This is a genomic window from Pseudomonas sp. Sample_23 (assembly GCF_004307595.1).
Lineage (GTDB): Bacteria > Pseudomonadota > Gammaproteobacteria > Pseudomonadales > Pseudomonadaceae > Aquipseudomonas > Aquipseudomonas atacamensis.
This window is the reverse complement of record NZ_RCNX01000095.1, coordinates 24,573-39,575: the sequence shown is the minus strand read 5'-3', so window position 1 is coordinate 39,575 and position 15,003 is coordinate 24,573. Positions and strand designations below refer to the sequence as shown.

Genomic DNA, 15,003 nt, shown 5'->3' with positions numbered 1-15,003 from the left:
AGCTGACATGCAATTAAATGTAAATGACGCTCAAGCGATCGAAGTTTCCGAACTGACATTTGGCGGCGAATTCAACGAGACGCTGGTTCACCAAGCAGTCGTGGCCTACATGGCCGGCGGCCGTCAAGGTAGCAAGCAGCAGAAGACCCGTTCCGACGTTCGTGGTGGCGGCAAGCGCCCATGGCGTCAGAAAGGTACTGGCCGTGCTCGTGCTGGTACTATCCGTAGCCCAATCTGGCGTGGCGGCGGTACCACTTTCGCAGCTCGTCCACAGGATCACTCCCAGAAGCTGAACAAGAAGATGTATCGCGCAGCAATGCGTTCCATTCTTGCTGAGCTGGTGCGTACTGATCGTCTGGTCGTGGTTCAGGATTTCGCTGTTGAAACTCCGAAAACCAAAGATCTGCTGGGCAAACTGAACAACATGAGCCTGACCGACGTTCTGATCGTGTCGGACGCTGTTGATCAGAACCTGTACCTGGCTGCTCGCAACCTGCCGCACGTAGATGTACGTGATGTGCAAGGTTCCGATCCAGTTAGTCTGATCGCATACGACAAGGTGTTGATCACCGTGTCGGCCGTGAAGAAATTCGAGGAGCTGCTGGGATGAACCAGGAACGCGTATTTAAAGTTCTGCTTGGCCCGCACGTTTCCGAGAAGGCTACGGTTCTGGCAGACAAGAAAGGCCAGTTCGTTTTCAAGGTTGCTACTGATGCAACCAAGCTGGAAATCAAGAAGGCCGTCGAAAGCCTGTTCAGCGTGAAAGTAGAGCGCGTCACTACCCTGAACGTTCTGGGTAAGAGCAAGCGCACTGCTCGCGGTCTGGGCAAGCGTAATGACTGGAAGAAGGCAGTTATCTCCCTTCAGCCAGGCCAAGATCTCGATTTCAGCAGCAGTGCTGAGTAAGGAAGGGGTGCATCATGGCAATCGTTAAATGCAAACCGACTTCCCCTGGCCGCCGTTTTGTGGTCAAGGTGGTCAACCAGGAGCTGCATAAAGGCGCTCCTCACGCACCGCTGCTCGAGAAAAAATCGAAGTCTGGTGGTCGTAACAACAATGGCCGTATTACCACTCGTCACATCGGTGGTGGTCATAAGCAGCATTACCGTATGGTCGATTTCCGTCGCAACGACAAAGATGGCATCGTCGCCACTGTCGAGCGTATCGAATACGATCCAAACCGTACTGCTCACATCGCACTGCTCTGCTACGCAGACGGCGAGCGCCGCTACATCATCGCCCCTAAAGGCGTGAGTGCTGGCGACCAGCTGATCGCAGGCGCTCTGGCTCCAATCAAGCCAGGCAACGCTCTGCAACTGCGCAACATTCCAGTCGGTTCTACCGTACACGGCATCGAATTGAAGCCAGGTAAAGGTGCACAGATCGCTCGTTCCGCTGGTGCTTCGGCTCAGCTGATCGCTCGTGAAGGTGTCTACGTGACCCTGCGTCTGCGTTCCGGTGAAATGCGTAAAGTCCTGGCTGAATGCCGTGCGACCCTGGGTGAAGTCTCGAACTCCGAGCACAGCCTGCGTTCGCTGGGTAAAGCTGGTGCCAAACGCTGGCGTGGCGTTCGCCCAACCGTTCGTGGTGTTGCCATGAACCCGGTTGACCACCCACATGGTGGTGGTGAAGGTCGTACCTCTGGTGGTCGTCATCCGGTATCGCCATGGGGCTTCCCGACTAAGGGCGCGAAGACTCGTGGTAATAAGCGTACCGACAAAATGATCGTCCGTCGTCGCAAGTAAATAGAGGGATACGACAGTGCCACGTTCTCTGAAAAAAGGTCCTTTTATTGATCTTCACCTACTGAAGAAGATCGAAGTGGCGGCGGAAAAGAACGATCGCAAACCAATTAAAACCTGGTCGCGTCGTTCGATGATCCTGCCACAAATGGTCGGTCTGACCATCGCAGTACACAACGGTCGTCAGCACGTCCCAGTTCTCGTTAACGAAGACATGGTCGGCCACAAACTGGGCGAGTTCGCCGGTACCCGCAACTATCGCGGGCACGTGGCTGACAAGAAAGCCAAGCGTTAAGGGGTAAGGAAATGGAAGTAGCCGCTAAGTTGTCGGGCGCTCGAATCTCCGCCCAGAAAGCCCGCTTGGTCGCCGACCAGATCCGCGGGAAGAAGGTGGGCGAAGCGCTCAACCTGTTGGCTTTCAGCAGTAAGAAAGCCGCCGAGATCATGAAGAAAGTGCTGGAGTCGGCCGTAGCCAACGCCGAGCATAACGAAGGCGCAGACGTTGATGACCTGAAGGTCAGCACCGTTTTCGTCAACGAAGGGCGTTCGCTGAAGCGCATCATGCCACGTGCCAAAGGCCGTGCTGATCGCATCGTCAAGCGGTCTTGCCATATCACTGTCAAGGTTGCTGACAAGTAACGGAGTCGAAGAGATGGGTCAGAAAGTACATCCCATTGGCATTCGCCTGGGAATCGTCAAGGAGCACACCTCCGTCTGGTACGCAGACGGTCGGACTTATGCGGACTACTTGTTCGCAGATCTGAAAGTGCGTGAGTATCTCCAAGACAAACTAAAAAGCGCGTCCGTAAGCCGTATCGATATCCATCGTCCGGCCCAAACTGCACGCATCACCATCCACACCGCTCGTCCAGGTATCGTTATCGGGAAGAAAGGTGAAGATGTTGAGAAACTGCGTCAGGACCTGACCAAGCAAATGGGTGTGCCTGTGCACATCAATATCGAAGAGATCCGCAAGCCGGAGCTCGACGGTATGCTGGTTGCGCAGAGCGTAGCTCAGCAGCTGGAGCGTCGTGTAATGTTCCGTCGCGCTATGAAGCGCGCTGTACAGAACGCCATGCGCATTGGTGCCAAAGGCATCAAAATCCAAGTGAGCGGTCGTCTCGGCGGTGCTGAAATCGCACGTACTGAATGGTATCGCGAAGGTCGTGTGCCACTGCACACCCTGCGTGCCGACATCGACTATGCCAACTACGAAGCTCACACCACTTACGGTGTGATCGGTGTAAAGGTTTGGATCTTCAAAGGCGAAGTTATTGGTGGTCGCCAAGAAGAACTGAAACCACAAGCACCAGCGCCTCGTAAAAAAGCTGCTAAGTAAGGGGTACGCCAAATGTTGCAACCAAAGCGTACGAAGTTCCGCAAGCAGATGACCGGCCACAACCGTGGTCTGGCACTGCGCGGTAGCAAAGTCAGCTTCGGCGAGTTCGCGCTGAAGTCTGTTGCTCGTGGTCGTCTCACCGCTCGTCAGATCGAGTCAGCGCGTCGTGCTCTGACCCGTCACGTAAAACGTGGCGGCAAGATCTGGATCCGTGTATTCCCGGACAAGCCGATCTCCAAGAAACCTCTCGAGGTTCGTATGGGTAAAGGTAAGGGTAACGTGGAGTACTGGGTTGCCCAGATTCAGCCAGGCAAAGTCCTGTATGAAATCGAGGGTGTTTCTGAAGAGCTGGCGCGTGAGGCTTTCGCCCTGGCTGCTGCAAAGCTGCCGCTCGCCACCTCCTTTGTTAAACGGACGGTGATGTGATGAAAGCGAATGAACTTCGTGAAAAATCCGCACAGCAGCTGAACGAGCAACTGCTCGGCTTGCTGCGCGACCAGTTCAATCTGCGCATGCAGAAAGCAACTGGCCAGTTGGGGCAGTCTCATCTGCTCTCGCAAGTTAAGCGTGACATCGCTCGCGTGAAGACTGTGCTCAACCAGCAGGCAGGTAAGTGATCATGGCTGAAGCCGAAAAAACTGTCCGTACGCTGACTGGCCGTGTTGTCAGCGACAAGATGGACAAAACCATCACCGTTCTGATCGAGCGTCGCGTAAAGCACCCGATCTACGGTAAATACGTTAAGCGTTCGACTAAGCTGCACGCGCACGACGAAACCAATCAGTGCCACATCGGCGACAAAGTCACTATTCGTGAAACTCGTCCGATGGCCAAGACCAAGTCTTGGGCGCTGGTTGATGTTCTCGAACGCGCTGTGGAAGTCTAAGGGCTAGGGGTCGGAGAAATTATATGATTCAGACTCAATCCATGCTCGATGTGGCCGATAACAGCGGCGCTCGCCGTGTTATGTGCATCAAGGTGCTGGGTGGCTCCCATCGTCGTTACGCTGGTATCGGTGACATCATCAAAGTTACCGTGAAGGAAGCAATTCCTCGCGGTAAGGTGAAAAAAGGCCAAGTGATGACTGCTGTTGTAGTCCGCACTCGTCACGGCGTACGTCGTGCTGATGGCTCCATTATCCGCTTTGATGGCAACGCTGCTGTTCTTCTGAACAACAAGCAAGAGCCGATCGGCACCCGTATCTTTGGGCCAGTGACCCGTGAACTTCGTACTGAGAAGTTCATGAAGATCGTCTCGCTCGCCCCAGAAGTGCTGTAAGGAGATCCGACATGCAAAAGATTCGTCGTGACGACGAGATCATCGTGATCGCCGGCAAAGACAAAGGTAAGCGCGGTAAGGTGCTGAAGGTTCTTGCTGACAACCGTCTGGTTGTTGGTGGTCTGAACCTGGTCAAGCGTCATACCAAGCCTAACCCGATGTCGGGCGTACAGGGCGGTATCGTCGAGAAAGAAGCGCCACTGCACGCTTCCAACGTCGCCATCTTCAACGGCGAAACCAACAAGGCTGACCGCGTTGGTTTCAAAGTAGAAGACGGTAAGAAAATTCGTGTCTTCAAGTCGACCCAAAAAGCGGTTGATGCTTGAACACTGCTAGGTAGAAGACCATGGCACGACTAAAAGAGATTTACCGGAAGGAAATCGCTCCGAAACTTAAGGAAGAACTTAAGCTTTCGAACGTGATGGAAGTTCCGCGCGTTACCAAAATCACCCTGAACATGGGTCTGGGCGAAGCGATCGGCGACAAAAAAGTCATCGAGCACGCTGTTGCTGACCTGGAAAAGATCACCGGCCAGAAAGTCGTTGTGACCTACGCTCGTAAATCCATCGCTGGCTTCAAAGTCCGCGAAGGATGGCCGATCGGCGTCAAAGTGACCCTGCGCCGTGAGCGTATGTACGAGTTCCTGGATCGTCTGCTGTCGATCTCCCTGCCTCGGGTTCGCGACTTCCGCGGCCTGAATGCCAAGTCCTTCGATGGTCGTGGCAACTACAGCATGGGCGTGAAAGAGCAGATCATCTTCCCGGAAATCGACTACGACAAGATCGATGCTCTCCGCGGTCTGGACATTACCCTGACCACCACTGCCAAGAACGATGATGAAGGCCGCGCTCTGCTGCGTGCTTTCAAATTCCCGTTCCGCAACTGATTGGAGTAGGAAAATGGCCAAGAAGAGCATGAAGAACCGTGAGCTGAAGCGTCAGCTCACCGTTGCCAAGTACGCCACCAAGCGTGCAGCGCTGAAAGCTATCATCGTTGATCTGAACGCAAGTCCAGAAGCGCGTTGGGAAGCTACCGTAGCTCTGCAGAAGCAACCACGTGACGCAAGCGCTTCGCGCATGCGTAACCGTTGCCGCCTGACTGGTCGTCCGCACGGCGTGTACCGCAAGTTCGGCCTCGGCCGTAACATGCTGCGTCAAGCTGCAATGCGTGGTGACGTGCCAGGTCTGGTTAAAGCCAGCTGGTAATAGTCGTCAAAGTCTCGGTGTTCGGGTTCGCAAGAACCTGACCATCGGTGGCCTTGAATCTGAATCAAGCCCCTTTTGGGGCTTGATTCATTTCTGGGGTGTGTCTAGAATGACCGGCTCGCCTGAGCCCGTGTTTTTCTGCCCGGAAGTTCTCGGCGACAAGTAGTAGCCGCAAGGCTAATTTTTTTGTATTAGGAGCGTCTAGCCCATGAGTATGCAGGACCCGTTAGCGGACATGCTAACTCGAATCCGTAATGCCCAGATGGCTGAAAAGTCTGTCGTAAGCATGCCGTCTTCCACGTTGAAGGCAGCTGTAGCAAAAGTCCTGAAGGACGAAGGTTACATCGCGGATTTTCAGATCACCACCGACGCCAAGCCGTCGCTGTCCATCTCGCTGAAGTACTTCGAAGGCCGTCCGGTTATCGAAGAAGTGAAGCGCGTTAGTCGTCCAGGCCTGCGTCAGTACAAGTCCGTTGAAGATCTGCCGAAAGTTCGTGGCGGTCTTGGCGTGTCTATCGTCTCCACCAACAAAGGTGTGATGACGGATCGTGCTGCGCGCGCTGCCGGTGTCGGCGGCGAAGTTCTTTGCACTGTGTTCTAAGGGGGGATAAGCATGTCTCGCGTCGCTAAGAACCCCGTTAAGCTGCCAGCCGGTGTCGAAGTCAAATTCGCAGGCCAACAGCTTTCGGTGAAGGGTGCCAAGGGTACTCTTGAACTGAACATCCATTCGTCCGTTGAGATCGTTGAAGAAGCTGGTGAGCTGCGTTTCGCTGCTCGCAATGGCGATCAACAAACTCGCGCAATGGCCGGTACCACGCGTGCGTTGGTAAACAACATGGTCCAGGGCGTAAGCCAAGGCTTCGAGCGCAAGCTCCAGCTGGTCGGTGTTGGTTACAAAGCGCAAGCAAAAGGTCAGGTTCTGAACCTGGCTCTTGGCTTCTCGCACCCAGTGGATTACGAACTGCCGGAAGGCATCACCGCTGAGACTCCTAGCCAGACCGATATCCTGATCAAGGGCATCGACAAGCAGCTGGTAGGTCAAGTGGCCGCCGAGATCCGCGACTTCCGTCCACCAGAGCCATACAAAGGCAAAGGTGTGCGCTACGCGGACGAAGTCGTCCGTCGTAAAGAAGCCAAGAAGAAGTAGGGCATAGCAAATGACCGACAAAAAAGTTACTCGACTGCGTCGCGCTCGCAAAGCACGCCTGAAAATGCACGAACTCGAAGTCGTGCGTCTCTGCGTGTTCCGCTCGTCGCAGCACATCTACGCCCAGGTCATCTCGGCCGACGGCAACAAAGTCCTGGCAAGTGCCTCGACTTTGGATAAAGAACTGCGTGATGGTGCCACTGGCAACATCGACGCGGCCACAAAGGTTGGCCAGCTGGTCGCTACGCGTGCTAAGGCCGCTGGCGTATCGCAAGTGGCTTTCGACCGCTCTGGCTTCAAGTACCACGGCCGCGTTAAAGCGCTGGCTGATGCTGCTCGTGAAGCTGGGCTGGAGTTCTAAGTTATGTCAAATAACGACCAAAAGCGCGACGAAGGCTACATCGAGAAGCTGGTTCAAGTTAACCGCGTAGCCAAAACCGTTAAAGGCGGCCGTATCTTCACTTTCACCGCGTTGACCGTGGTTGGTGATGGTAAAGGGCGTGTTGGCTTCGGCCGTGGCAAGTCGCGTGAAGTGCCTGCTGCGATCCAGAAGGCAATGGAAGCTGCTCGCCGCAACATGATTCAAGTTGACCTGAACGGCACCACTCTGCAGTACGCAATGAAGTCCGCTCACGGCGCTTCGAAGGTGTACATGCAGCCTGCTTCTGAAGGTACCGGTATCATCGCTGGCGGCGCTATGCGTGCTGTCCTCGAAGTTGCTGGCGTTCAGAACGTTCTGGCCAAGTGCTACGGCTCGACTAACCCGGTAAACGTGGTTCACGCCACTTTCAAGGGTCTGAAGGCTATGCAGTCTCCTGAGTCCATCGCTGCCAAGCGTGGCCTGCGTGTTGAGGAGATCAAGTAATCATGGCTACCGTTAAAGTTACGCTGATCAAAAGCATGACCGGCCGCATCCCTAACCACAAACTGTGCGTTAAGGGTCTGGGTCTGCGTCGCATCGGTCACACTGTAGAAGTCCAGGATACTCCCGAGAATCGCGGGATGATCAACAAGGCTTACTACATGCTGCGTGTCGAGGGTTAATCGATGAAACTCAATGATCTGAGTCCAGCGCCGGGTTCCCGTCGCGAAAAGCATCGTCCGGGCCGTGGTATCGGTAGTGGTTTGGGCAAGACTGGTGGCCGTGGTCACAAAGGTCAGACCTCCCGCTCCGGTGGCACCATCGCTCCAGGCTTTGAAGGCGGTCAACAGCCGCTGCATCGTCGCCTGCCTAAGTTCGGTTTCGTTTCCCTGAAAGCCATGGATCGCGCAGAAGTGCGTTTGTCCGAGCTGGCCAAAGTGGAAGGCGACATCGTTACTGTGCAGTCCCTGAAAGATGCCAACGTGATCAACGTCAACGTACAGCGTGTGAAAATCATGCTGTCCGGTGAAGTGGCTCGCGCTGTCACTATCGGCAAGGGAATCGGCGCCACCAAAGGTGCGCGTGCGGCTATCGAAGCAGCTGGCGGCAAGTTCGAGGAATAAATGGCTAAGCAAGGTGCTCTCTCTGCGCTCGGCAAAGGCGGTATGTCTGAACTCTGGGCTCGTCTGCGTTTTCTGTTCCTGGCGATTATCGTCTACCGAATAGGCGCACACATCCCGGTTCCAGGTATCAACCCGGACCGACTCGCAGACCTGTTTCGACAGAATGAGGGGACCATTCTTAGCTTGTTCAACATGTTCTCCGGCGGCGCGCTGGAACGGATGAGCATCTTTGCACTGGGGATCATGCCGTACATTTCGGCATCGATCATCATGCAACTGATGACCGCCGTCAGCCCGCAGCTGGAGCAGTTGAAGAAGGAAGGTGAAGCTGGCCGTCGCAAGATTAGCCAGTACACCCGCTACCTCACCGTCGCTCTCGCTCTGGTCCAGGCTATTGGCATGTCCATTGGTCTGGCGGGGCAGGGCGTCGCGTTCACTGGTGACTTTGGCTTCCATTTCGTCGCGGTAACCACATTTGTGGCTGGTGCGATGTTCATGATGTGGCTGGGTGAGCAGATTACTGAGCGTGGTGTTGGCAACGGTATCTCGATGTTGATTTTTTCGGGTATCGTCGCCGGTCTTCCGAGAGCAATCGGGCAGTCTTTCGAGTCTGCGCGTCAGGGTGATATCAACATCTTCGCCCTGGTTGCCATCGGTTTGCTGGCAGTAGCGATTATCGGTTTCGTGGTTTTCATTGAGCGTGGCCAGCGTCGTATCGCTGTTCACTACGCCAAGCGTCAGCAGGGCCGCAAGGTTTTTGCTGCGCAGACAAGCCACTTGCCGCTGAAGGTGAACATGGCCGGTGTTATTCCGGCTATTTTCGCGAGCAGCATCTTGCTGTTTCCGGCTTCGTTGGGTGCCTGGTTCGGTCAGTCTGAAGGTATGGGCTGGTTGCAGGACATCTCGCAGTCGATCGCTCCTGGTCAGCCGTTGAATATTCTGCTGTTTAGTGCAGGGATTATTTTCTTCTGCTTCTTCTATACGGCGTTGATGTTCAATCCGAAAGACGTAGCGGAAAACCTGAAGAAGTCCGGTGCCTTTATTCCGGGCATCCGTCCAGGTGAGCAGTCTGCGCGCTATATTGATGGCGTTCTGACCCGCTTGACCCTGTTCGGTGCTCTTTACATGACGGCCGTGTGCCTGTTGCCCCAATTCCTGGTGGTTGCAGCAAACGTTCCGTTCTACCTTGGCGGGACCTCGTTGCTGATCGTGGTCGTGGTTGTGATGGACTTCATGTCCCAAGTACAATCGCACCTCGTTTCGCACCAGTACGAATCCCTGATGAAGAAAGCCAACCTGAAGGGTTACGGCAGCGGCATGTTGCGCTGAGTACCCATAAGGTTCGAGGAGTTGGTGATGAAAGTTCGTGCATCGGTGAAAAAGCTGTGCCGTAACTGCAAGATTATTCGCCGCGAAGGTGTTGTTCGAGTAATTTGCAGCGCGGAACCGCGTCACAAACAGCGCCAAGGCTGAGTGTGATTGTGCTTCAAGCCCGGTAGCTAGTGCGCTACCGGGTTGATTATTTGTTATTACAGCGATATTATCTCGCGCCCTATTTCTTGGCTTCCGGGGCGTAGGTAGCTGTCAATTGGAGTCCCACTGAATGGCCCGTATTGCAGGCGTTAACATTCCAGATAACAAGCATACTGTTATCTCGCTGACCTACATCTATGGTGTTGGTCGCACTACTGCGCAGAAGATCTGTGCAGTGACTGGGGTAAACCCAGCAGCAAAGATCAAAGATCTGAGCGACGAGCAAATTGAACAGCTGCGTGGCGAAGTGGCGAAGTTCACCACTGAAGGTGACCTGCGTCGCGAAATCAACATGAAAATCAAGCGCTTGATGGACCTCGGTTGCTATCGCGGTCTGCGTCATCGTCGTGGTCTGCCAGTACGCGGTCAGCGTACCAAGACCAACGCGCGTACCCGTAAAGGTCCGCGTAAGCCGATCCGCAAGTAATCGCCCCAGCGAATCGACAGGAATTTAATCATGGCAAAACCTGCTGCTCGTCCTCGTAAAAAAGTTAAAAAGACAGTGGTTGATGGCATCGCCCACATCCATGCATCTTTTAACAACACCATCGTGACCATCACCGACCGTCAAGGTAACGCTCTTTCCTGGGCTACCTCCGGTGGTTCGGGTTTCCGCGGTTCCCGCAAGTCCACCCCGTTCGCTGCTCAAGTAGCTGCTGAGCGTGCTGGTCAAGCTGCGCTGGAATACGGCCTGAAAAACCTCGACGTCAACGTCAAGGGTCCAGGTCCAGGTCGTGAATCCGCAGTCCGCGCTTTGAACGGCTGTGGCTACAAGATCGCCAGCATCACCGACGTGACGCCAATCCCGCACAACGGGTGCCGTCCGCCGAAGAAGCGCCGCGTGTAATCCAGGAGATTGTAAAGAATGGCTCGTTACATTGGTCCAAAATGCAAACTCGCTCGTCGCGAAGGCACCGATCTCTTCCTGAAGAGCGGCGTGCGCGCGATCGAATCGAAGTGCAACATTGAAGCAGCACCTGGTATCCACGGCCAACGCCGCGGTCGCCAGTCCGACTACGGCACCCAACTGCGTGAAAAGCAGAAGGTCCGTCGTATCTACGGCGTTCTCGAGCGTCAGTTCAGCGGCTACTACAAAGAAGCTGCTGGCAAGAAAGGTGCAACCGGTGAAAACCTGCTGCAACTGCTCGAATGCCGTCTGGACAACGTTGTATACCGTATGGGCTTTGGTTCGACTCGTGCCGAATCCCGCCAGCTGGTATCGCACAAGTCGATCAGCGTAAACGGTCAGACCGTAAACGTTCCGTCGTATCAGGTTCGTGCTGGTGACGTGGTTGCAGTTCGCGAGAAAGCAAAAAACCAACTTCGCATTGTCCAAGCTCTCGATCTGTGTGCCCAACGTGGCCGCGTAGAATGGGTAGAAGTAGACACTGAGAAGAAGTCGGGCGTTTTCAAGAACGTTCCTGCTCGCAGTGATCTGTCCGCCGACATCAACGAAAGCCTGATTGTCGAGCTCTACTCCAAGTAAGGGCTAGAAAATAGGTGCATCCATGCAGATTTCGGTAAATGAGTTCCTGACACCCCGCCACATTGATGTGCAGGTTGTCAGTCCAACCCGCGCCAAGATCACTCTCGAGCCTCTCGAGCGTGGTTTTGGCCACACCCTGGGCAACGCGCTGCGCCGCATCCTGTTGTCCTCAATGCCCGGCTGCGCAGTAGTCGAGGCCGAGATTGACGGTGTGCTCCACGAGTACAGCGCCATCGAAGGTGTACAGGAAGACGTAATTGAAATCCTGTTGAACCTTAAAGGTCTGGCCATCAAGCTGCACGGTCGTGACGAAGTTACGCTGACCTTGTCGAAGAAGGGTTCGGGGGTGGTTACCGCTGCCGATATTCAGCTGGATCATGATGTCGAGATCGTTAATCCCGATCACGTAATCGCTAACCTGGCGTCTAACGGCGCCCTGAACATGAAGCTCACCGTAGCTCGTGGTCGTGGTTATGAACCAGCCGACTCGCGTCAGAGCGATGAAGACGAAAGCCGCAGCATCGGTCGCTTGCAGCTCGACTCTTCGTTCAGCCCGGTTCGCCGTATCGCTTACGTGGTGGAAAACGCCCGTGTCGAACAGCGTACCAACCTGGACAAGCTGGTTATTGATCTGGAAACCAACGGTACCCTGGATCCTGAAGAGGCTATCCGTCGCGCTGCAACCATCCTGCAACAGCAGCTGGCTGCGTTCGTCGACCTCAAAGGTGAAAGTGAGCCGCTGGTTGTCGAGCAGGAAGACGAGATCGATCCGATCCTGCTTCGCCCGGTTGACGATCTGGAACTGACTGTACGTTCGGCTAACTGCCTTAAGGCGGAAAACATCTACTACATCGGCGACCTGATTCAGCGTACCGAAGTAGAGCTGTTGAAGACTCCGAACCTGGGCAAGAAATCCTTGACTGAAATCAAGGACGTTCTGGCCTCCCGCGGTCTGTCCCTCGGCATGCGCCTCGACAACTGGCCGCCTGCAAGTCTTAAGAAGGACGACAAGGCGACTGCCTGATCGTCGTAATCACCGAACGTAGTGTTTGGTAAGGAATGAACCATGCGTCATCGTAAAAGTGGTCGTCACCTGAGCCGCACCAGCTCGCACCGCAAGGCCATGTTCCAAAACATGGCGGTGTCGCTGTTCGAGCACGAGCTGATCAAAACTACTCTGCCAAAAGCCAAAGAACTGCGCCGCGTTGCCGAGCCGCTGATCACTCTGGCCAAGACAGACAGCCTGGCTAACCGCCGTCTGGCTTTCGACCGTACTCGTTCGAAAGCTATCGTTGGTAAGCTCTTCAACGACCTGGGCAAGCGTTACGCTACCCGTGAGGGTGGCTACCTGCGCATCCTCAAGTGCGGTTTCCGCGCTGGCGACAACGCGCCTATGGCGTACGTCGAGTTGGTTGATCGTGCTACTGCTGGCGAAGCTGTATCCGCCGAGTAAGACGTCAGTCTGAAACAAAGAACCGGGCCTAGTGCCCGGTTTTTTGTGCCTGTAAGAAATGCGTCGTCCGTACAAGTTTCTGACATGGTTGAACTGCCACTATGTGCCGGGAAAACATAATTAGTAATTATCTATCGATGCCTGCAAGTTAATGAATTTGTAGCTGTAACGTCGATGATCAATACTTCCCGCCAAGCCCATTAGCCGGCAGTTCAAGACTGACAGAGGAAGAAGACCGCATGAGCCAGACCAAGACGCTTACAACCGCCAGTGGCGCGCCAGTCGCTGACAACCAGAATTCCCGTTCCGCCGGCCCACGCGGTCCGCTGCTTCTCGACGATTTCCATCTGATCGAAAAACTTGCGCACTTCAACCGTGAAAACATTCCAGAACGCCGTGTCCACGCTAAGGGCTCGGGCGCTTACGGTACGTTCACCGTCACCAGTGAAATCACCGAATACACCAGTGCAAAGTTGTTCGAATCGGTAGGCAAACAAACGCCAACCTTTCTGCGCTTTTCCACCGTAGGTGGCGAGCGTGGTTCGGCCGACACTGAGCGCGATCCGCGCGGCTTCGCCTTGAAGTTCTACACCGAGGAAGGCAATTGGGACATCGTCGGCAACAACACGCCAGTGTTCTTCATCCGCGATCCGCTGAAATTTCCTGACTTTATCCACACGCAAAAGCGTCTGCCGCAAAGCAACCTGAAAAGCGCGCAGATGATGTGGGATTTCTGGTCGCATTCGCCTGAAGCGCTGCACCAGGTCACCATCCTGTTTTCTGATCGTGGCATCCCTGACGGCTACCGTCACATGCACGGCTTCGGTAGCCACACCTACAGCCTGATCAACGGCAAAGGTGAGCGTCACTGGGTGAAGTGGCACTACAAGACCCAGCAGGGCATCAAGAACCTGGCGCCAGCCGAGGCCGCCCGTTTGGCCGGTACCGACCCGGACTATGCGCAGCGTGACCTGTTCGAGGCCATCGAGCGCGGTGAATTCCCGAAATGGCGCGTGTGCATTCAGATCATGACCGAAGCGCAAGCGGCGGCTCATTACGAGAATCCGTTCGACGTGACCAAGACCTGGTCGCAGAAAGAGTTTCCATTGATCGAAGTCGGTGAGCTGGAGCTGAACCGCAACCCGCTGAACTACTTCGCTGAAGTTGAACAGGCTGCGTTTGGCCCGAGCAACATGGTGCCAGGCGTCGGTCTGTCGCCAGACCGCATGCTGCAAGGTCGCGTATTCGCCTACGCTGACGCACACCGCTATCGCGTAGGTACCAATCACCAGCAATTGCCGGTGAACGCTCCGCGCAGTCCGGTGAATACTTATCAGCGTGACGGCTCCATGGCGTTCGGCAGCAATGGCGGCGCGGCGCCGAACTATGAACCGAACAGCTACGTTGAGTCGCCGAAACAAGCGCCACATTACGCTGAGCCAGCGCTGGCCTTGAGCGGTGCTGCTGATCGTTATGATCACCGCGAAGACACCGACTACTACAGCCATGCCGGTGCCTTGTTCCGCTTGATGAGCGACGAGCAGAAAGCATTGCTGGTCAGCAACATTGCCGGCGCAATGGCGGGTGTTTCCAGCGACGTCGTGGATCGTCAGTTGCAGCATTTTTACAAAGCCGATCCGGCGTATGGAGAAGCAATCGCAAAGCTGCTCAACTGACAGCTTAACGTAGTCTAAACGAGAAGCAGAACCGCCCTCATTTGGGCGGTTTTTGCGTTATTTGGCCCGCTTTTCTCAGAATATCTTCGCTTTTATTGCGCGAAGCGAGTGACCTTCCGGTCAGGTTGGTTCAAACTACAGACTTTCAGGAAGGGAGATGTAGGGCGATGCAAGGCCACCCAGATGTAATCGATTACCTCAATACGTTGCTGACCGGCGAGCTGGCCGCGCGTGACCAATATTTCGTTCATTCGCGGATGTATGAGGACTGGGGGTTCACCAAGCTCTACGAGCGCATCAACCACGAGATGGAAGAAGAAGCCGGCCACGCCGATGCGTTGATGCGGCGGATTCTGATGCTCGAAGGCACGCCGCGCATGCGTCCGGATGATCTGGATGTCGGCACCACGGTGCCTACGATGCTCGAAGCTGATCTGCGCCTCGAATACAAAGTCCGCGCTGCGCTGTGCAAAGGCATCGAACTTTGCGAGCAACACAAGGACTATGTCAGCCGCGAAATTCTGCGGGTTCAGCTCAACGACACCGAAGAAGATCACACCTACTGGCTGGAAAAGCAGCTGGGCCTGATCAAGCTGATCGGTCTCGAGAACTACCTGCAATCCCACGCGTCCTGATTGCACGGCTACAAAAAAGCCCCT

28 protein-coding genes are annotated in these 15,003 nt (G+C 55.0%); all 28 read left to right on the top strand.

Annotation, left to right across the window (positions count from 1 at the left end; translation table 11 throughout):
• Positions 1 to 7 precede the first annotated feature (7 nt).
• The 28 genes from rplD to bfr all read left to right on the top strand — a co-directional run bounded on the left by rplD (position 8) and on the right by bfr (position 14,979).
• Positions 8 to 610: a 50S ribosomal protein L4 gene (gene rplD / locus D8U82_RS25605; protein ID WP_003228735.1), complete on the top strand. Its 603-nt coding sequence runs from the start codon at positions 8 to 10 to the stop codon at positions 608 to 610.
• Positions 607 to 906, top strand: coding sequence for a 50S ribosomal protein L23 (gene rplW, locus D8U82_RS25600; RefSeq protein WP_002555488.1), 300 nt, complete (start codon positions 607 to 609; stop codon positions 904 to 906). Before rplD ends, rplW begins: the two co-directional genes overlap by 4 nt.
• Before the next feature lie 14 nt (positions 907 to 920).
• Positions 921 to 1,745 (top strand): 50S ribosomal protein L2, encoded by an 825-nt coding sequence (gene rplB, locus D8U82_RS25595; protein ID WP_016772943.1) that lies wholly within the window; start codon positions 921 to 923, stop codon positions 1,743 to 1,745.
• Between the two features lie 16 nt (positions 1,746 to 1,761).
• Complete coding sequence (gene rpsS, locus D8U82_RS25590) at positions 1,762 to 2,037, top strand: 30S ribosomal protein S19 (RefSeq protein WP_011336172.1); 276 nt, start codon at positions 1,762 to 1,764, stop codon at positions 2,035 to 2,037.
• A gap of 11 nt (positions 2,038 to 2,048) precedes the next feature.
• Complete coding sequence (gene rplV / locus D8U82_RS25585) at positions 2,049 to 2,381, top strand: 50S ribosomal protein L22 (RefSeq protein WP_003103908.1); 333 nt, start codon at positions 2,049 to 2,051, stop codon at positions 2,379 to 2,381.
• 13 nt (positions 2,382 to 2,394) lie between these two features.
• Positions 2,395 to 3,081, top strand: a complete 687-nt coding sequence (rpsC, locus tag D8U82_RS25580) for a 30S ribosomal protein S3 (RefSeq protein WP_003176422.1) — start codon at positions 2,395 to 2,397, stop codon at positions 3,079 to 3,081.
• 12 nt (positions 3,082 to 3,093) lie between these two features.
• Positions 3,094 to 3,507, top strand: a complete 414-nt coding sequence (gene rplP, locus D8U82_RS25575) for a 50S ribosomal protein L16 (RefSeq protein WP_003228729.1) — start codon at positions 3,094 to 3,096, stop codon at positions 3,505 to 3,507.
• The gene (rpmC, locus tag D8U82_RS25570; RefSeq protein ID WP_002555481.1) at positions 3,507 to 3,698 is read left to right on the top strand and encodes a 50S ribosomal protein L29; all 192 of its coding nucleotides are present in this window, start codon (positions 3,507 to 3,509) and stop codon (positions 3,696 to 3,698) included. Before rplP ends, rpmC begins: the two co-directional genes overlap by 1 nt.
• 2 nt (positions 3,699 to 3,700) lie before the next feature.
• Positions 3,701 to 3,967, top strand: coding sequence for a 30S ribosomal protein S17 (rpsQ, locus tag D8U82_RS25565; RefSeq protein ID WP_003194644.1), 267 nt, complete (start codon positions 3,701 to 3,703; stop codon positions 3,965 to 3,967).
• Positions 3,968 to 3,990: 23 nt separating this feature from the next.
• On the top strand, positions 3,991 to 4,359 hold the full coding sequence (gene rplN, locus D8U82_RS25560) for a 50S ribosomal protein L14 (RefSeq protein ID WP_002555479.1): 369 nt from the start codon (positions 3,991 to 3,993) through the stop codon (positions 4,357 to 4,359).
• Between the two features lie 11 nt (positions 4,360 to 4,370).
• On the top strand, positions 4,371 to 4,685 hold the full coding sequence (gene rplX / locus D8U82_RS25555; RefSeq protein WP_003186046.1) for a 50S ribosomal protein L24: 315 nt from the start codon (positions 4,371 to 4,373) through the stop codon (positions 4,683 to 4,685).
• Between the two features lie 20 nt (positions 4,686 to 4,705).
• Positions 4,706 to 5,245, top strand: coding sequence for a 50S ribosomal protein L5 (rplE, locus tag D8U82_RS25550; protein WP_003210069.1), 540 nt, complete (start codon positions 4,706 to 4,708; stop codon positions 5,243 to 5,245).
• A gap of 13 nt (positions 5,246 to 5,258) precedes the next feature.
• Positions 5,259 to 5,564 carry a 30S ribosomal protein S14 gene (gene rpsN, locus D8U82_RS25545; protein WP_003186042.1) on the top strand — a complete coding sequence of 102 codons (306 nt, stop codon included), beginning with the start codon at positions 5,259 to 5,261 and terminating at the stop codon, positions 5,562 to 5,564.
• Between the two features lie 208 nt (positions 5,565 to 5,772).
• The gene (gene rpsH / locus D8U82_RS25540) at positions 5,773 to 6,165 is read left to right on the top strand and encodes a 30S ribosomal protein S8 (protein WP_016772944.1); all 393 of its coding nucleotides are present in this window, start codon (positions 5,773 to 5,775) and stop codon (positions 6,163 to 6,165) included.
• A 12-nt stretch (positions 6,166 to 6,177) separates the two neighbouring features.
• Complete coding sequence (gene rplF, locus D8U82_RS25535; RefSeq protein WP_003228722.1) at positions 6,178 to 6,711, top strand: 50S ribosomal protein L6; 534 nt, start codon at positions 6,178 to 6,180, stop codon at positions 6,709 to 6,711.
• 10 nt (positions 6,712 to 6,721) lie between these two features.
• The gene (gene rplR / locus D8U82_RS25530; RefSeq protein WP_003186037.1) at positions 6,722 to 7,072 is read left to right on the top strand and encodes a 50S ribosomal protein L18; all 351 of its coding nucleotides are present in this window, start codon (positions 6,722 to 6,724) and stop codon (positions 7,070 to 7,072) included.
• Between the two features lie 3 nt (positions 7,073 to 7,075).
• Positions 7,076 to 7,576, top strand: coding sequence for a 30S ribosomal protein S5 (gene rpsE, locus D8U82_RS25525; RefSeq protein ID WP_007955637.1), 501 nt, complete (start codon positions 7,076 to 7,078; stop codon positions 7,574 to 7,576).
• A 2-nt stretch (positions 7,577 to 7,578) separates the two neighbouring features.
• Complete coding sequence (rpmD, locus tag D8U82_RS25520; protein WP_003176408.1) at positions 7,579 to 7,755, top strand: 50S ribosomal protein L30; 177 nt, start codon at positions 7,579 to 7,581, stop codon at positions 7,753 to 7,755.
• 3 nt (positions 7,756 to 7,758) lie between these two features.
• A complete protein-coding gene (rplO, locus tag D8U82_RS25515; RefSeq protein WP_011336169.1) occupies positions 7,759 to 8,196 on the top strand; it encodes a 50S ribosomal protein L15 in 438 nt (145 codons plus the stop codon).
• Positions 8,197 to 9,525: a preprotein translocase subunit SecY gene (gene secY / locus D8U82_RS25510; RefSeq protein ID WP_016772945.1), complete on the top strand. Its 1,329-nt coding sequence runs from the start codon at positions 8,197 to 8,199 to the stop codon at positions 9,523 to 9,525.
• Between the two features lie 27 nt (positions 9,526 to 9,552).
• Positions 9,553 to 9,669 carry a 50S ribosomal protein L36 gene (rpmJ, locus tag D8U82_RS25505; RefSeq protein WP_002555468.1) on the top strand — a complete coding sequence of 39 codons (117 nt, stop codon included), beginning with the start codon at positions 9,553 to 9,555 and terminating at the stop codon, positions 9,667 to 9,669.
• A 130-nt stretch (positions 9,670 to 9,799) separates the two neighbouring features.
• Entirely contained in the window at positions 9,800 to 10,156 is a 357-nt protein-coding gene (gene rpsM, locus D8U82_RS25500) for a 30S ribosomal protein S13 (protein ID WP_003186020.1), read from the top strand.
• Between the two features lie 30 nt (positions 10,157 to 10,186).
• Entirely contained in the window at positions 10,187 to 10,576 is a 390-nt protein-coding gene (rpsK, locus tag D8U82_RS25495) for a 30S ribosomal protein S11 (protein ID WP_002555466.1), read from the top strand.
• 18 nt (positions 10,577 to 10,594) lie between these two features.
• The gene (gene rpsD, locus D8U82_RS25490) at positions 10,595 to 11,215 is read left to right on the top strand and encodes a 30S ribosomal protein S4 (protein ID WP_003176404.1); all 621 of its coding nucleotides are present in this window, start codon (positions 10,595 to 10,597) and stop codon (positions 11,213 to 11,215) included.
• 22 nt (positions 11,216 to 11,237) lie between these two features.
• Positions 11,238 to 12,239, top strand: coding sequence for a DNA-directed RNA polymerase subunit alpha (gene rpoA, locus D8U82_RS25485; RefSeq protein ID WP_016772946.1), 1,002 nt, complete (start codon positions 11,238 to 11,240; stop codon positions 12,237 to 12,239).
• A gap of 42 nt (positions 12,240 to 12,281) precedes the next feature.
• A complete protein-coding gene (gene rplQ / locus D8U82_RS25480) occupies positions 12,282 to 12,668 on the top strand; it encodes a 50S ribosomal protein L17 (RefSeq protein ID WP_003176402.1) in 387 nt (128 codons plus the stop codon).
• 239 nt (positions 12,669 to 12,907) lie between these two features.
• Positions 12,908 to 14,344, top strand: coding sequence for a catalase (locus tag D8U82_RS25475; protein ID WP_130903218.1), 1,437 nt, complete (start codon positions 12,908 to 12,910; stop codon positions 14,342 to 14,344).
• 167 nt (positions 14,345 to 14,511) lie between these two features.
• Positions 14,512 to 14,979: a bacterioferritin gene (gene bfr, locus D8U82_RS25470; protein WP_016772947.1), complete on the top strand. Its 468-nt coding sequence runs from the start codon at positions 14,512 to 14,514 to the stop codon at positions 14,977 to 14,979.
• Positions 14,980 to 15,003 lie beyond the last annotated feature (24 nt).

Coding starts and splice junctions, on each gene's coding strand:
- rplD (WP_003228735.1), top strand. CDS start 8: ATGCAATTAAATGTAAATGACGCTCAAGCGATCGAAGTTTCCGAACTG.
- rplW (WP_002555488.1), top strand. CDS start 607: ATGAACCAGGAACGCGTATTTAAAGTTCTGCTTGGCCCGCACGTTTCC.
- rplB (WP_016772943.1), top strand. CDS start 921: ATGGCAATCGTTAAATGCAAACCGACTTCCCCTGGCCGCCGTTTTGTG.
- rplV (WP_003103908.1), top strand. CDS start 2,049: ATGGAAGTAGCCGCTAAGTTGTCGGGCGCTCGAATCTCCGCCCAGAAA.
- rpsC (WP_003176422.1), top strand. CDS start 2,395: ATGGGTCAGAAAGTACATCCCATTGGCATTCGCCTGGGAATCGTCAAG.
- rplP (WP_003228729.1), top strand. CDS start 3,094: ATGTTGCAACCAAAGCGTACGAAGTTCCGCAAGCAGATGACCGGCCAC.
- rpmC (WP_002555481.1), top strand. CDS start 3,507: ATGAAAGCGAATGAACTTCGTGAAAAATCCGCACAGCAGCTGAACGAG.
- rpsQ (WP_003194644.1), top strand. CDS start 3,701: ATGGCTGAAGCCGAAAAAACTGTCCGTACGCTGACTGGCCGTGTTGTC.
- rplN (WP_002555479.1), top strand. CDS start 3,991: ATGATTCAGACTCAATCCATGCTCGATGTGGCCGATAACAGCGGCGCT.
- rplX (WP_003186046.1), top strand. CDS start 4,371: ATGCAAAAGATTCGTCGTGACGACGAGATCATCGTGATCGCCGGCAAA.
- rplE (WP_003210069.1), top strand. CDS start 4,706: ATGGCACGACTAAAAGAGATTTACCGGAAGGAAATCGCTCCGAAACTT.
- rpsN (WP_003186042.1), top strand. CDS start 5,259: ATGGCCAAGAAGAGCATGAAGAACCGTGAGCTGAAGCGTCAGCTCACC.
- rpsH (WP_016772944.1), top strand. CDS start 5,773: ATGAGTATGCAGGACCCGTTAGCGGACATGCTAACTCGAATCCGTAAT.
- rplF (WP_003228722.1), top strand. CDS start 6,178: ATGTCTCGCGTCGCTAAGAACCCCGTTAAGCTGCCAGCCGGTGTCGAA.
- rplR (WP_003186037.1), top strand. CDS start 6,722: ATGACCGACAAAAAAGTTACTCGACTGCGTCGCGCTCGCAAAGCACGC.
- rpsE (WP_007955637.1), top strand. CDS start 7,076: ATGTCAAATAACGACCAAAAGCGCGACGAAGGCTACATCGAGAAGCTG.
- rpmD (WP_003176408.1), top strand. CDS start 7,579: ATGGCTACCGTTAAAGTTACGCTGATCAAAAGCATGACCGGCCGCATC.
- rplO (WP_011336169.1), top strand. CDS start 7,759: ATGAAACTCAATGATCTGAGTCCAGCGCCGGGTTCCCGTCGCGAAAAG.
- secY (WP_016772945.1), top strand. CDS start 8,197: ATGGCTAAGCAAGGTGCTCTCTCTGCGCTCGGCAAAGGCGGTATGTCT.
- rpmJ (WP_002555468.1), top strand. CDS start 9,553: ATGAAAGTTCGTGCATCGGTGAAAAAGCTGTGCCGTAACTGCAAGATT.
- rpsM (WP_003186020.1), top strand. CDS start 9,800: ATGGCCCGTATTGCAGGCGTTAACATTCCAGATAACAAGCATACTGTT.
- rpsK (WP_002555466.1), top strand. CDS start 10,187: ATGGCAAAACCTGCTGCTCGTCCTCGTAAAAAAGTTAAAAAGACAGTG.
- rpsD (WP_003176404.1), top strand. CDS start 10,595: ATGGCTCGTTACATTGGTCCAAAATGCAAACTCGCTCGTCGCGAAGGC.
- rpoA (WP_016772946.1), top strand. CDS start 11,238: ATGCAGATTTCGGTAAATGAGTTCCTGACACCCCGCCACATTGATGTG.
- rplQ (WP_003176402.1), top strand. CDS start 12,282: ATGCGTCATCGTAAAAGTGGTCGTCACCTGAGCCGCACCAGCTCGCAC.
- D8U82_RS25475 (WP_130903218.1), top strand. CDS start 12,908: ATGAGCCAGACCAAGACGCTTACAACCGCCAGTGGCGCGCCAGTCGCT.
- bfr (WP_016772947.1), top strand. CDS start 14,512: ATGCAAGGCCACCCAGATGTAATCGATTACCTCAATACGTTGCTGACC.